Here is a 14,865-nt window from a genome sequence, read left to right as displayed (position 1 = left end):
CTCCCTTTGTCTGTCTTAAAATAAATTACTAAAAAATAAATAGTTCCAGCTAAAATAATAAGTCCAATTAATATTATTAATAATTCTATAAGTTCTTATCAATCACCTGCAAAAATATAATTAATTTAGTAATAATTAAAATCTAGAGTATAGTTTCTTAAAAAATGTATATATTTTTCAAATGAGAAATGAGCCTCTCGGCTTTAATGAACCCCTTCGAGTTTTTAAAAACATAAAAACTCTTCGTGGAATAAAAAATGAGCCTCTCGGCTCATTTTTTATTCCCACTCTATGGTTGCAGGTGGTTTGGAAGTTATATCATAAACTACCCTATTTACTTGGGTCACTTCATTGGTAATTCTAGTAGATATCTTCTCTAATACTTCATAAGGAATTCTAGCCCAATCAGCAGTCATAGCATCCTTACTTTTAACAGCTCTTAAGCCGATTGTATAACAATAAGTACGTCCATCCCCCATCACACCTACACTACGCATCGGAGGTAGTACAGCAAAATACTGCCAAATCTCTCTACCTAAACCAGCCTTTTTAATCTCATCTCTATAGATATAATCTGCCTCTTTTAAAATCTCTAGTTTATCCTCTGTTACTTCTCCTAAAACTCTGATTCCTAAACCAGGACCTGGGAAGGGTTGTCTCCAAACAATCTCATCAGGTAAACCTAGCTCTGAACCTACTTCACGTACCTCATCTTTAAATAACTCTCTTAATGGTTCAATCAGTTTGAATTCCATATCCTCTGGTAATCCACCTACATTGTGGTGACTTTTAATTGTAGAAGCACCTTCACTACCTCCACTTTCAATTACATCAGAGTAGATAGTTCCCTGTACCAAATACTTAGCTTTGCCAACCTTAGCCGACTCTTCTTCAAATACTCTAATAAACTCATTACCTATAATTTTACGCTTCTCTTCTGGATCTGCCACTCCTGCTAGCTTAGATAAGAACCTCTCTTGTGCATTGACATAGACTAGATTCATATCAAACTCTTTAGTAAAGGTCTCTTCTACTTCTTGCCCTTCATCCTTTCTTAATAGACCATGGTCTACAAAGATACAGGTCAATTGATCTCCAATTGCTTTATGGACTAAAGCTGCAGCAACCGAAGAATCTACTCCACCAGATAATCCACAGATAACCTGAGCATCGCCTACTCTTTCCTTGATCTCCGCAACAGTTTCTTCGATATAATTAGTGGTTGTCCAATCCCCTTGGCACTTACATACATTATACAAGAAATTATTGATTATCTCCGTTCCTCTTGGAGTATGTACTACCTCTGGGTGGAATTGAACCCCATAAAATCCTTTATCTTGATTCCCTACAGCTGCTGCTGGAGAGTTCTCTGTATAACCGATTATCTCAAAACCTTTAGGTACTTGTGTTACTCTATCACCGTGGCTCATCCAACACTCAAGCTCTTTACCTAAATCACTAAAGATATCCATCTCATTTTTAACATTCATCATTGCCCGACCATATTCACGGCTTTCAGCTCTTTCTACCTTTCCTCCAGGAAGGGTATGGCACATGATTTGCATTCCATAACAGATACCAAAAATCGGTACACCTAATTCAAATATCTCTTCATCTACATAAGGAGCATCCTCTACATATACACTAGCTGGTCCGCCTGAGAAGATAATCCCCTTTGGATTTAACTCCTTAATCCTATCCACTGAAACATTATAAGGTAAAACCTCAGAATAAACATTACATTCTCTGACCCTGCGAGCAATCAGTTTACTATACTGTGCCCCAAAATCTAATACCAAAATCAATTCATGATTTCTATTCTGGCTCATTAAATTCCCTCCTAAAATTTTATTAATATGATACTATAAAGTTGACTATATAAGTAAAAATCCCAAATCATAATCTAAAAATAAAGATTACAACTTGAGATATAGTGATAGATTGATATTATCATAATCAATATTGTATACCAATATAACTATATCCCGTAGTCGACTAATTTACGGTTAGTCGGTAGAAACTATCGAGCCTTATTCCCGAAATTATACGAAATTAAAATAAAATTTATTATTACATTGTTAGCTTCACACCTTGTAGTATAAGTTACATTGAATCTCTTGTCAAGATTAAAAATATTTTTACTAAAATTATACTCTTTTAAACTAATCGAAGTTATTTTAGTAATTTTTTTAATAATTCATGCCCCTCCCCAACACTAACAGGCAACTCTTTATCTACTACTAATCCTTTAAATAATTGAGCCACTATAGGTAGAACATTATCAAAAGATTCAATACCATCTTTTAACACTTCTCTTCCTCCTTGAGCAGCCACTTCACCATCATCTAAAATTATAAATTTCTCTCCCCATTCAGCCGCAAAATTCAAATCATGGGTAGCTATAACTATCGTCTTACCTTCTGCAATAAGCCTGTCTAGTATTTCGATTAAAGTTTGAGATCCTAAGGGATCTAAAAAAGCTAAAGGTTCATCTAAAAAGATTATTTCAGGCTCCATTATTAGAACTCCAGCCAAGGCAACTCTTCTCTTCTCTCCATAACTTAAATGATGAGGATTCTTCTTTAAAAGGTCTTCTAGCTTTAATAAATTCACCAGTTCTGTTAACTTACTCTCGGTTTTATCTTTAGATAACCCAAATTGCCTAGGCCCAAATAAGATATCCTCTTCTACTGTTGGAGCAAAGACCTGGTCATCAGGATTTTGAAAGAGATAAGCCATCTTCTGGCGGATAATATTCTCATCTATCTTAGATAAATCCTCTCCTTTAAAAAGAACCTCTCCACTGTCTGGAGAATAAACTCTTAACAGATTAAAGAATAAGGTTGATTTCCCAGCACCATTTGCTCCTAGAAATATAGTAGGCTGATTTTTATTAATAGAGAAGGAAATATCCTTTAAAAATGGCTTATCCTCATAAGAGAAGTTCAATTTATTCACTTCTAAGATTACTTCTTTATTTGCTTTCACAGATTTCCTCCTAAAATATTATATTTTTGTAACTTTAGAGTTGAACTTACTAGGTATATTACGACACTTTTTCTATTTTATGTTCTAAGGAATATCTTATCTTTGAGTTTTTATCAAAAACTCTGCTTTATCTTAGTTTAGGTTTCGCCTAAAGGGCGAGTTACCTTTTTTACCACAGGTATCATTCAGGAAGAAGAACACTTCCTTCAAAGCTCCATAGATAAAAAAGTAACCAAAAAATCATTTTAAGACCGGGAAAACGCTAGTATTTACAAACTAAGATTAGAATGATCAAATAAATTTTATAATTATATTATGAATTAGCAATCATCTAATATACCGCTTACTTTCCCAACGAAACACGCTAAAACTATATAAGAAATATTGAATTTATTTAAAGTCCTTGAATTTAAAATAGTATTAGATTATAACTCGAAGACCGCTTACGTTTCTAAAACCCTTAAGGTCTTAACTATCAATTATCAACTATACACTGAGGTAAAAAGTGTCGCATTATTTCTATATTACACCACATTCAAATTTAACTATAGACCTGAATCTTTATAATTATTCCTCTTCCTTCGCAATCAACGTTTCAGTATTTAGCCCTCTTAGCTTCATCGCTTGATAAACTTTATCACTCTTATCAATCGAACGAACTACTCCAGCCCCAATGCTTTCTGCCAGTACAGAGTACTCTTTTATAGAAAATTTCTTCTCTACCATTCTTCCTCGTAATCTACGGGCTAGAATAAATTTATTCACCTCTCTCTTAAAGGTTTTATGATACCTAAAGATGAAGAAGATTGTCACTATCAGCAAGTTAGGAGTCTTCAATTCTTTCATCGCTAAAATCAAGTTATTTTCATTAAAACTACCTAAGAGATTAATATTGAATATAATAATTATTAAGAATTTCAAACTCAAATGAATAGCAAATTGCCAGCCCTGCTCATGAAAGAATCCTAAAATTATAATTGTAAGGAAAAAAGGTATAGCAAAATAAAACCTTTGCCATACCTTCTTGAATGATTTATTACAAAAAGCTATCATAATCATTGCAGTAAATAATCCAATTAATAATCCTAAACTACTAATTTGTAAAATTAGTATGACTCCTATTAAATAGCTAAGCAATCTATTCTTAGCCTTAATTCTCATCTTGCTTGACTACCTTCTGATTTATAATCACTTTAGCAAGCAAAGTTAGAGCCATATATGTAAGTCCTACACCTAAAATTCCTGCAAATCCTGTAGCAACTACGCCATCTCCTATCGGCAACTGATAATCAGAGAATATCGAAAAACTATCTTTAGCATAATTGATAAAACCCAAATCTTCTGCCACCCTTTCCAAACCATCAGGCTGTGAGGAAGCTAAAATGGAGTTAAAAAAAGCTAATAATAAGATAACTCCAACAATCCACAAGAACACTTTCTTAGTGAACACCACAATCACCTACCCTATAATTTAACAGCTCTAATCGATTGGGAATAACCCGTTCTAAATAACTTACTATTAGGACAGTAATTACCCCTTCAATCAAACCTACCAAAAGGTGCCATCCTATCATAGCAGGTAAGACTAAATCCAAAGCAATAGTTCCAGAGATAGCCAATTCCAATGCTGCAACACCCGCTGAGATCACAGTTGCCAACAATGCTGCTAAAAACACACTCATCTTAGCAGATTTAGTTATCCTCTGCAAAACAATATAAAGCCCATATCCCGCAAAGACTTGAACCACAGCCATATTAAAGATATTGGCCCCTAATACAGTAATCCCACCATCCATAAAGAAGATAGCCTGAATCACTAAGATAGCAGTAATTACTATGGTTGCAGCCCAAGGACCAACTACCAGCATCGCCAATACCCCACCTAATAAGTGACCAGAAGTACCAGCAGCAATTGGCAGGTTAATCATCTGCGCTGCAAAGATAAAAGCTCCTAATAAACCTAGTAATGGAATCTTCTCCTCAGCAAAATTGTTCTTTAACTTATCTAAACTCAACTTCAAAGCTCCCGCTGTAGCCAGATAAGTTCCTACACAAGTCTTTAAATCCAAAAATCCATCAGGTATATGCATTTTCTCACTCCTTATTTATCTTTAAAATTATTCAATTGTAGTAAGAGTTAACTTTCCATGCTTAATCCCTTTTAAAGCAATCAATTTCTTGGATATCTCCTCAATCTCTTTAGTCTTTCCCTCTACTACAATAACCTCTAAACAATAATCATGGGACAGATGAAGATGGAGATTGGACTTAAATAAATGATGATAATCATGCTGTAACTTTAACATTTTATCTGTTAAGCCCCGCTGGTGATGATTGTAGATTAAGGTGAGCGAACCTACTGCCTCTTCCTCACTAGCTTGGCACTTCTCTTCAATAATCTTATCTCTAATTAAATCTCTAATCGCTTCAGAACGATTATTATAGCTACCTTCTATCATCTCATCAAATTTCTCTAATAATTCATCCTCAATAGAAACCCCAAACCGTACTAACTCCGACATAACTCACCTCTTATCTAATTATATTATAGCCCCCTAGAGTTTAGTAGCACAAATTTAATTTTCGTGTTACTAGTTATTATTTAGATAGTTGATATTTTTCTCCTGCTTAAAACTAAAAAATAAATCAAATATTTTTTGCAACAAATCTTACTAATTTACGCGAATTTAGATAAAAATATTTTTAAAATCTAATTTAGGTTTTAGATGTTAATTCGTGTTATTCGCGTCAATTCGTTGCTACTTTTTAATCTTTTGAATAAGTTATCTTCAAAATATTACAAAGCATAATATCCTTACTAATTAAAAAATGTTGGAGGATATCCCCCAACATTTTTCTATTTAAAATAGACTATTATCTGCCCCCAATTTATAATGACTCATCTTCAGTTTATCGATCATTGGTAGATTATAAGGGCAAACATTTAGACACTTTCCACATTCAGTACAGCGGTTAGCTTTAATCTCTATCTGCTTATATAAATCCTTAGCCATCTCTTGATTGCCAAACCAGAATCTCAATCTATCACGCAAAGCAAAATCTGCTGGATTACGTGGCTTACCATCACGCATTTGGCGATCATAATAACCTTCTAACTTGAAAATTTCTCGAATATTAACTCCTTCGGGACAGACGTCATCACAGCTTCCACATTGGCGACAGATATAATTTCCTAGCTCTGAAGCTTCTTTAAATAGCTTTTCTTTCTCCTCTTGGGTCATTTGAACAAAGTTATTAGCAAAGTCGATATCCACCTTCACCATCTCTTCACTATTCATCCCTGTAACTACCATAGAGACAGGTAAGGAGAAGGAATATCTAAAAGCCTGCTTGGCAGAACGCCATAAGAAACCATCAGCAATTGGCTTCATACAGATCAATCCTATGTTATTTTCTTGAGCCAAAGGAATTAATTCCCCTTCTAATTTCGGAAAGTTAAAACGGTCAAAGTAATTTAAAGTAGCCATTACTACATCAAATTCATCAGTTTTAATAGCTTCAATTAATGTGTCAGGTTGACCATGCATCGAGATAGCTACATAACCAATCTTTCCTGCCTTTTGCAATTCTCTAACAGCTTCCATAGCCCCACCAGGATTTAAGATCTCCTTCAATTCTTCATGAGTTCCTACAGCATGCATAAATATCAAGTCTAAGTAATCAGTCTGTAAATTCTTCATACTTCTTTCTATATCGGCCTTAGCTCCTCCTTTATCTCTGGAGCTGGTTTTGGTAGCTAATACAAGCTCATCTCGCCTTTGGGCAATAACTCCACCTATCTTTCTTTCTGACTCACCATCACCATAATCAGCAGCTGTCTCAATATAATTTCCACCTTGATCTAAGTAATAATTTAAGAGACTTCTTGCTTTCTCAGTAGGAATCTCTAATAAATGAAAGCCACCAAATCCCAGCAGACTAACCTCCAAACCAGTTCTACCTAAAACTCTCTTTTCCACAATCAATCATCCTCCCTATGATATTATAATCTAAAATTTCTTAATTTGACTTAACTAGCTAAACAATTTTAGCTTATGCTCTATAGGGTAAGACCATCAGACCTTCTTTTGACTACTTTTATAATTATCTATTATTATTTGATAGACTTTTTTAATTGGGAGATTGTATTCTGTAGCTATCCTCTGGCACTCATCATATTCTGGAGCATATTTCAACACTTCACCATTCTGATAAGCAACCTTCATAGTTACTTCACCAAACTGACTATCAACTTTAACAAACTTTCTAGTTAACTTTTCACGGTCTAGATTATATTTTCTAATTCCCAAGGTTGTAGTTTCTCTAAATAAAATCTCTTCAAACTTCTTCACATCTATCTTGTGGCACAACAGACTCAGCTTAATTCCTGGACGGTTCTTTTTCATAATGATATTGCTTAGGTAGAAGTCCAAAGCACCTTCTTTAAAGACTAGAGGAAATAGATGAGAATAAATCTCTGGATTCATATCATCGATATTAGTCTCTAATATTACTAGATTCTCTTTACTTTTTTTTTACCTAAGACTACTCTCAAGACATTAGTAATTTCTAAATCTTTCTTACCTAAACCATAACCCACCTTCTCAATACTCATCTCTGGCAGTGGCTTAAACTCTTTAGCCAAAGTCTTAATAATAGCAGCTCCTGTTGGAGTAACCAGTTCACTCTCTATCCCTTTAGAGTAAACAGGAACACCTGCTAATATCTCTAAGGTTGCTGGAGCAGGTACTGGGATATTTCCATGGGCACACTTTACAAAACCTGTACCTAAATGCAGGGGAGCAGAATAAATCTCATCTATATCCAATAAATCTATACAGATAGCTGCCCCAACTATATCTACAATCGAATCAATAGCACCTACCTCATGAAAATGTACTTCTGCTAGACTTTTATTATGTATCTTTGCCTCTGCTTCAGCTACTAATTTAAAGATTCTTTTACTTAAATCTTTAACACTAGCCTTAAGGCTACTATTATCAATTATCTCTTCTATATCAGCAAGATTTCTATGCTTATGATGATGGTGGTGATGATGTTCATGAGTATGATTATCTGAATGGGCATGATGATGATTGTGCTTTATAATAACATCAAAATCAGTTCCTGTAATTCCATTTTTCTGTCCCTTTTTAATCTCTAATTCATAACCATCTATACCTATTTTATTTAACTCTTCTAAAAATGACTCTTGATCTATACCTAAATCCAGTAAAGCTCCAATAGTCATATCTCCACTAATTCCTGATAAACAATCAAAGTATAGTATCCTACTCATAATTAACACCCCTTTTTGAGTGTACAATGTACAATTGATAATTTACAATTAAGAATTTGATTTTTAATTGTACACTGTACATTGTTAATTGTAAATTTATCTTTTTTTCATTGCTCTTTCCAATTGTTGATTGATACTACTAGCTAGATAAGCTGCTCCAAAACCATTATCGATATTTACTACTCCAATTCCACTAGCACAGCTATTTAACATGGCTAATAAAGTGGCTAAACCATTAAAGTGGGCACCATAGCCAACACTTGTCGGTACAGCTATGACTGGCTTATCGACCAATCCTCCTACTACACTTGCTAAGGCACCTTCCATACCAGCTACAGTTATAATTACACTGGCTTCATTTAACTTATCACGATTGGATAAGAGTCTATGTATTCCAGCTACTCCTACATCATAGAGTCGTTCTACACTATTACCCATTACCTCTGCTGTAATTGCTGCTTCCTCAGCTACTGGTATATCAGAAGTTCCACCTGTTACTACTAGTATCTTACTTTCAGTCTTTTCTATCTCTCGCTGTTTAACTACAATAATTCGTGCAGCACTATAATACTCCAAATCCTGAGTAATATCTTTTAAGCCTTCATAAATCTCTTCATTGGCTCTAGTAGCAAGAACATTATTATTTCTCTCTAACATCTTAGCTACTATCCCTTTGATATGTTCTACCGACTTACCTTCACAATAGATCACTTCAGGATAACCATTTCTCAACCCACGATGATGATCTATTTTGGCATATCCCAAATCTTCAAAGGGTAAATCATTCAATTTAGCCATAGCATTATCTATTGATAAATTGCCATCTTTTATACCTTCTAAAATTGATTTAATATCTTCTTTCTTCAATTATTAATACCTCCTTTACTCTTTAATCAATAACCATCTCTTCTTTACTTAATACCTCATTCATACTACCTGTTCTATAACCAGCTAAATCTAAAGTCACATAGGTAAAGCCAATCTCTTTTAATTTATTAGCGATTTCATCCATTTTATCTAAGCTGAAGAATTTCTCTCTCTCCTCTGGTGCAACTTCGATTCTAGCAATCTCACCATGGTGCCTAACCCTTAACTGTTTGAGATCCAAATCTCTTAGGTAATCTTCTGCCTGTTCAACCATAGATAGTTTGCTCTCATTTATCTCTTCTCCATAAGGAAATCTAGAGGATAGACAAGCAAAGGCTGGCTTATCCCAAGTTGGAAGCCCTAATTCTTTAGATACTGCTCTAATATCATCTTTAGTAAACTCCGCATCCTTTAAAGGACTGACTACCTCTAAATCTACTGCAGCCTTCATCCCAGGTCGAAAATCTCCAACATCATCTAAATTAGACCCATCAAGTACATACTTAATCCCATGCTCTTTAGCTACTTCCTCTACTTTAGTAAATAATTCATGCTTACAATAATAACATCTATTAGGTGGGTTCTTAGCAAAACCATCAATATCTGTCTCTTCTGATACAATAACTATCTGTTTGATCCCAATTTGTTCTGCTAACTCTTTGGCCTCTTTAAACTCTCTTTCTGGGTAGGTTGAAGATCTAGCAGTAACTGCAAGAGCCCTCTCCCCTAAAACATCATAAGCAACCTTACTTAAAAAGGTACTATCTACTCCTCCCGAAAATGCTATAGCCACACTGTCTAAATTCTTAATAATCTCTTTTAACTTGGTATATTTCTCTGGGTTTTAACCCGTAGTGTAACATGTCATCATCTCCACAGGTTGAAACCTGTGGCTAGTAAATTTATCATTATAAAAAGTGTCGTAATATCTCTATATTGTATCAATTGTTATACCAATAAAGCTAGTCAACAGAGTCTACAGGCTATCAACTATTACTTCTCTACCGGAGCACATTCTTTTAAGCGATCAATAATCGGTAGATGTTGGGTACATTGCTCTTCACACAATCCACACTCGATGCAATTTTCTGCTCTACTCTCTGGTCTACTCTTTAATGGTCCCCAATTTCTTCTTTCATTTACTTTGTCACCAAGAATATCTTTATTATCATTTATAATCATTTCATTATAAGCCATCATATAAGCTGGGATATATATATCAACAGGACAGCCTAAACAATAACCACAACCTGTACAGAGCTTATCTAAGCCTTCTTTTAAATGGGACTTGATCTCTTCAATCTTCTGATCACTAATCTCCTCAAGAGAATTAGCCGCTGCTATATTCTCTTCTAGTTCTTTAATATTATTAATTCCTGCTAGAGTAACAGTAATCTCTTTATGAGCCATATTAAACTTCAATGCTCCTTGAGCCACACTATCCTCTGGATTCTGTTTAATAAAAGAATAGAAATCTGGATTCTGAGGTATTACCCCACCACCTAATGGATTCATGGTTACTACTCCTAATCCCTTCTCATAAGCTGCTTTAAGTCCTTTCTCACGATAGGCAAAATTACTAGCATTATAACCTAGTAATATCCCTTCGAAGAGGTCATCATTGATTATCTGGACAATCTCATCACCATTGGCATGGGTTGAAAAGACAAGGTGGTCAATCAATCCTTCCTCTTTTAATTTTAAAGCCCCTTCATAAGGTCCACCTTTTTTTATTACATTACTATACATATCTAAGTCTAAAATACACCACATATGTAAAAAATCAATCTTATCAACGTTCATCCGCTTCAATGAAGTCTCAACTCGCTTACGAAGATCATCAGCCGTTGGATCCTTGGTCACCATACTCTTAGTAGAAACATAAAAATCATTGGGCATATCTTTAAAGGCTTCTCCATAAATAAGTTCACTCTTATCATCACAGTAATCTGGAGCAGTATCAAAATAATTAATCCCTAATTCAGATGCTCTTCTTACAATCTGAGCATTCTCTTCAATACTTCTATTTTTTGTATCAAATCTCATTCCGCCAAAACCTAACGCCGATAATTTCTTACCTGTTTTACCATATTCCTTATATATCATCTTTATTAATCACCCTTTTTCTATTTAATTTATATTTAATAAGAGCCTCTCTAACCGATTAAATATTACCTAATATAATCTAATTTCTCTTTACACTAACAACATCTAATTAAACACTAAACTCAAAACTAAGAATGAGATATAGGTATGTGAATTCAAAATGAAACTTAATTGGTATATTGAGACACTTTAAGTTTTAACTACGGGTTTTAACCCGTAGTGTAACATGTCATCATCACCACAGGTTGAAACCTGTGGCTAGTAAATTTACCATTATAAAAAGTGTCGCACTATCTATCTATAACGTCATGGTTAAATTTTTATTCTAGACTCACGAACCTATATTTAGTAAGGGATGCTAATAGAAATATAAACTAACAGGTTAATCTCTATAAAATCAAATAACTACTTCTTCAATCGTTTATCTTATAATTTGGATTACAGATATCTGTCTCTTCTGTTGTATTAAGATGATTATAACACTGTAACTTCTTATTAATTTTAACTAAGGATTGCTTCATCTTCTCTATCTTCTGCTCTACTTTCAGCTTATGCTCAAGTATTATCTGTCTTCGCTGTTCAGTCGTTTCATCACCAACTCTACAAAGATCAACATAATCCTTTATCTCAGCAATAGGCATACCTGTATCTCGCAAACAGCAGACCAACTGCACCCATTCAATATCATTATCTTTAAAGATGCGATTACCATGTTCATTACGTTCAATAAATGGCAATAAACCTTCTTTTTCATAATATCTAAGTGTATAAGTCGTCAAATCAACCATTTCAGCCACCTGTCTAATTGTATATTCCATTAATTTCCCTCCAGATACTTAGTTCTAATTATATTATACACATTAGAGTTCACTCTAAGTCAATAGTTTATTAAAAATATTTCTATTAAAAAGCCTATATAAATAAAAAAGGCCTCCAAAATTGGAGACCTTCTTCATTAATTTAAATATATAAGATATAATCTTTATTTAGATTACATCATTCCTGGCATTCCGCCCATTCCTGGCATTCCACCCATTCCGCCTGGCATTCCGCCACCAGCATTATCATCATCTTTCTTATCTATCACTACAGTTTCAGTAGTTAATAAGATAGCAGCAGCACTAGCAGCATTTTGTAATGCAGAACGAGTTACTTTAGCTGGGTCAACGATTCCAGCCTTAACCATATCTACAAATTCACCTTTATAGGCATCAAATCCAATTCCAACCTCTTTCTCTTTAACCTTTTCAGCAATTACAGCACCTTCATATCCAGCATTATCAGCAATTAATCTTACAGGAGCTTCTAATGCTCTTCTGATGATATCAACACCAGTAGCTTCATCACCTACTAAATCTAAGTCATCTAATGAAGATAATACATCAATTAATGCAGTTCCTCCACCTGCTACAATACCTTCTTCAACAGCAGCACGAGTAGCATTTAATGCATCTTCAATTCTTAATTTTCTCTCTTTAAGTTCAGTTTCTGTAGCAGCACCTACTTTAATTACTGCAACTCCACCTGCTAACTTAGCTAATCTCTCTTCTAATTTTTCACGATCAAAATCAGAATTTGTATTCTCAATCTGTTGACGGATTTGAGATACTCTTTGCTCAATATTAGTTTGCTCTCCAGCACCATCAACAATAGTAGTATCATCTTTAGTAACCTTTACTTTATTAGCACTACCTAACATAGTAACATCAACATTTTCTAGGCTTAAACCTAAGTCTTCAGTGATTACTTGAGCACCAGTTAAAGTAGCAAGATCCTCTAGCATAGCTTTTCTTCTATCACCAAATCCTGGAGCTTTAACAGCTACACATTCAAAAGTTCCTCTTAAACTATTAACTACTAATGTTGCTAATGCTTCACCATCAACATCTTCAGCAACAATTAATAATGGTTTATTCTGTTGAGCAATCTGCTCTAATACAGGTAACATATCTTTAATAGAGCTAATCTTTTGGTCAGTTAATAAGATATATGGATCTTCTAAATCTGCAACCATTTGATCTTGGTCAGTTGCCATATATGGAGATAAGTAACCACGATCAAATTGCATACCTTCTACTACTTCAAGATCAGTTCCCATAGTTTTAGACTCTTCAACAGAAATAACTCCATCTTTTCCTACCTCTTCCATAGCTTTAGCGATTAATTCACCAATCTCTTCATCAGCAGCAGAAATTGCAGCTACTTGAGCAATAGAATCTCTATCTTCGATTGGCTTGCTGATTTCTTGAATCTTAGCAACAGCAGCTTCAACCGCTTTCTGAATTCCCTTTCTTAAAATCATTGGATTAGCACCAGCAGCTACATTCTTCATACCTTCATTTACAATAGCTTGTGCCAATACAGTTGCAGTAGTTGTTCCGTCTCCTGCTACATCATTTGTATTTGTAGCAACTTCTTTAACTACCTGAGCTCCCATATTTTCATAAGAATCCTCTAATTCAATTTCCTTAGCAATAGTTACACCATCATTTGTGATTAATGGAGCACCAAAACCTTGCTCTAATACTACATTACGCCCCTTTGGTCCTAAAGTTACTTTTACAGCATCAGCTAACTTATTAACACCTGTTTCTAATTTACGGCGTGCTTCTTCACCAAATCTTAATTCCTTTGCCATTATGTAGTCACCCTCCTTGAATTATTTATCATAATTAATAATTTTTCTTAATATTTATCCCTTACAATTTGTAATTCAAAACTGCTCATGGATAACAAATATTTTTTTATATTCTGATTTTAGTTAAATTATTGTTGATGTATCCCTCACAGTTTACAACCCAAAACTGTTCGTGAATAATAAATAATTCTTATTTTTAGATTTCACATTATTGTTGAATTATTTATTATTCTATTACAGCTAAAATATCTTTTTCACTTAAGATTAAGTATTCTTGACCTTCATGCTTGATCTCTGTTCCAGCAAACTTACCATAAATAACAATATCACCAGCTTTAATCTCTGGAGCAGCAACCTCTCCATTGTCTAATTTTTTACCTGCTCCTACTGCTACTACTTCACCCTCTTGAGGTTTCTCCTTAGCACTATCTGGTAATACAATACCACTCTTAGTCACTTCTTCTTTCTCTACAGCTTTAATTACTACTCTGTCGCCTAAAGGCTTAATATTCATTGAAAACCCTCCCTTTGTATGTAATTTAAATATAGAATGACTTTTTGTTATTAGCACTCACTAAGTTCGAGTGCTAATCATTACATAATTAATAATAACTAAGTTTTCCCATAAAATCAAGTCTAAATTTGATTTTTTTCTATTTATTTTCGAGGATTTAAGCTGATTAGCTTAAATTAAATCCTTATATCTCATAAAAGAACTATTTAATTTATTATTAAACAATATTTCTTCTATACTAGCCACAGTAAGTTATTATCTCCATGACTTCTCAACTTATACTTTAAAATTATAAATTAAATACTGGATATTTTTATTTAAATAAGAAATCTTATAATTAAATTTTAGTGATAGTTAATGGATATATTGCGACACTTTAAGTTTTAGCTACGGGTTTTAACCCGTAGTGTAACATGTCATCATCACCACAGGTTGAAACCTGTGGCTAGTAAA

12 protein-coding genes, 2 pseudogenes and 1 riboswitch are annotated in these 14,865 nt (G+C 34.0%); all 14 genes and pseudogenes read right to left on the bottom strand.

Features of this window, described 5'->3' with window-relative positions:
- Window positions 1-278: 278 nt before the first annotated feature.
- On the bottom strand, window positions 279-1,829 hold the full coding sequence (guaA, locus tag ACTCDL_RS04260) for a glutamine-hydrolyzing GMP synthase (RefSeq protein ID WP_463174291.1): 1,551 nt from the start codon (window positions 1,827-1,829) through the stop codon (window positions 279-281).
- A gap of 139 nt (window positions 1,830-1,968) precedes the next feature.
- A riboswitch (purine riboswitch) is annotated at window positions 1,969-2,070 on the bottom strand.
- 102 nt (window positions 2,071-2,172) lie between these two features.
- The gene (locus ACTCDL_RS04255; protein ID WP_463174290.1) at window positions 2,173-2,988 is read right to left on the bottom strand and encodes an energy-coupling factor ABC transporter ATP-binding protein; all 816 of its coding nucleotides are present in this window, start codon (window positions 2,986-2,988) and stop codon (window positions 2,173-2,175) included.
- Between the two features lie 567 nt (window positions 2,989-3,555).
- Window positions 3,556-4,149 carry an energy-coupling factor transporter transmembrane component T family protein gene (locus ACTCDL_RS04250; RefSeq protein WP_463174289.1) on the bottom strand — a complete coding sequence of 198 codons (594 nt, stop codon included), beginning with the start codon at window positions 4,147-4,149 and terminating at the stop codon, window positions 3,556-3,558.
- Window positions 4,139-4,423 (bottom strand): PDGLE domain-containing protein, encoded by a 285-nt coding sequence (locus ACTCDL_RS04245; protein WP_463174288.1) that lies wholly within the window; start codon window positions 4,421-4,423, stop codon window positions 4,139-4,141. The genes ACTCDL_RS04250 and ACTCDL_RS04245 overlap by 11 nt, the downstream gene beginning before the upstream one ends.
- Window positions 4,424-4,427: 4 nt before the next feature.
- A complete protein-coding gene (locus tag ACTCDL_RS04240) occupies window positions 4,428-5,078 on the bottom strand; it encodes an energy-coupling factor ABC transporter permease (RefSeq protein WP_463174286.1) in 651 nt (216 codons plus the stop codon).
- Between the two features lie 27 nt (window positions 5,079-5,105).
- Window positions 5,106-5,510: a nickel-responsive transcriptional regulator NikR gene (gene nikR / locus ACTCDL_RS04235; RefSeq protein ID WP_463174285.1), complete on the bottom strand. Its 405-nt coding sequence runs from the start codon at window positions 5,508-5,510 to the stop codon at window positions 5,106-5,108.
- Window positions 5,511-5,849: 339 nt separating this feature from the next.
- On the bottom strand, window positions 5,850-6,968 hold the full coding sequence (locus ACTCDL_RS04230; RefSeq protein ID WP_463174284.1) for an aldo/keto reductase: 1,119 nt from the start codon (window positions 6,966-6,968) through the stop codon (window positions 5,850-5,852).
- 96 nt (window positions 6,969-7,064) lie between these two features.
- A pseudogene (gene larC, locus ACTCDL_RS04225) lies at window positions 7,065-8,287 on the bottom strand (nickel pincer cofactor biosynthesis protein LarC).
- A gap of 96 nt (window positions 8,288-8,383) precedes the next feature.
- Window positions 8,384-9,154 carry a nickel pincer cofactor biosynthesis protein LarB gene (larB, locus tag ACTCDL_RS04220; protein WP_463174283.1) on the bottom strand — a complete coding sequence of 257 codons (771 nt, stop codon included), beginning with the start codon at window positions 9,152-9,154 and terminating at the stop codon, window positions 8,384-8,386.
- Window positions 9,155-9,176: 22 nt separating this feature from the next.
- Window positions 9,177-9,992, bottom strand: a pseudogene (gene larE, locus ACTCDL_RS04215) (ATP-dependent sacrificial sulfur transferase LarE); the annotation flags it as partial.
- 155 nt (window positions 9,993-10,147) lie between these two features.
- Window positions 10,148-11,260, bottom strand: a complete 1,113-nt coding sequence (locus ACTCDL_RS04210; protein WP_463174281.1) for an aldo/keto reductase — start codon at window positions 11,258-11,260, stop codon at window positions 10,148-10,150.
- Window positions 11,261-11,673: 413 nt separating this feature from the next.
- Window positions 11,674-12,078, bottom strand: a complete 405-nt coding sequence (locus tag ACTCDL_RS04205) for a MerR family transcriptional regulator (protein ID WP_463174280.1) — start codon at window positions 12,076-12,078, stop codon at window positions 11,674-11,676.
- Window positions 12,079-12,251: 173 nt separating this feature from the next.
- Window positions 12,252-13,898, bottom strand: coding sequence for a chaperonin GroEL (gene groL, locus ACTCDL_RS04200; protein ID WP_463174278.1), 1,647 nt, complete (start codon window positions 13,896-13,898; stop codon window positions 12,252-12,254).
- A 226-nt stretch (window positions 13,899-14,124) separates the two neighbouring features.
- Window positions 14,125-14,412: a co-chaperone GroES gene (gene groES / locus ACTCDL_RS04195; RefSeq protein WP_463174277.1), complete on the bottom strand. Its 288-nt coding sequence runs from the start codon at window positions 14,410-14,412 to the stop codon at window positions 14,125-14,127.
- Between the last annotated feature and the right edge of the window lie 453 nt (window positions 14,413-14,865).

Source organism: Orenia sp., assembly GCF_055140805.1.
Note: the sequence above shows the minus strand (reverse complement) of the source record. Positions and strands in the feature narration are given on the sequence as shown.

What these genes read in the sequence shown, in the direction of transcription:
- guaA (WP_463174291.1), bottom strand. Translation starts at nt 1,829, where the DNA reads ATGAGCCAGAATAGAAATCATGAATTGATTTTGGTATTAGATTTTGGG.
- ACTCDL_RS04250 (WP_463174289.1), bottom strand. Translation starts at nt 4,149, where the DNA reads ATGAGAATTAAGGCTAAGAATAGATTGCTTAGCTATTTAATAGGAGTC.
- ACTCDL_RS04240 (WP_463174286.1), bottom strand. Translation starts at nt 5,078, where the DNA reads ATGCATATACCTGATGGATTTTTGGATTTAAAGACTTGTGTAGGAACT.
- nikR (WP_463174285.1), bottom strand. Translation starts at nt 5,510, where the DNA reads ATGTCGGAGTTAGTACGGTTTGGGGTTTCTATTGAGGATGAATTATTA.
- ACTCDL_RS04210 (WP_463174281.1), bottom strand. Translation starts at nt 11,260, where the DNA reads ATGATATATAAGGAATATGGTAAAACAGGTAAGAAATTATCGGCGTTA.
- ACTCDL_RS04205 (WP_463174280.1), bottom strand. Translation starts at nt 12,078, where the DNA reads ATGGAATATACAATTAGACAGGTGGCTGAAATGGTTGATTTGACGACT.
- groL (WP_463174278.1), bottom strand. Translation starts at nt 13,898, where the DNA reads ATGGCAAAGGAATTAAGATTTGGTGAAGAAGCACGCCGTAAATTAGAA.
- groES (WP_463174277.1), bottom strand. Translation starts at nt 14,412, where the DNA reads ATGAATATTAAGCCTTTAGGCGACAGAGTAGTAATTAAAGCTGTAGAG.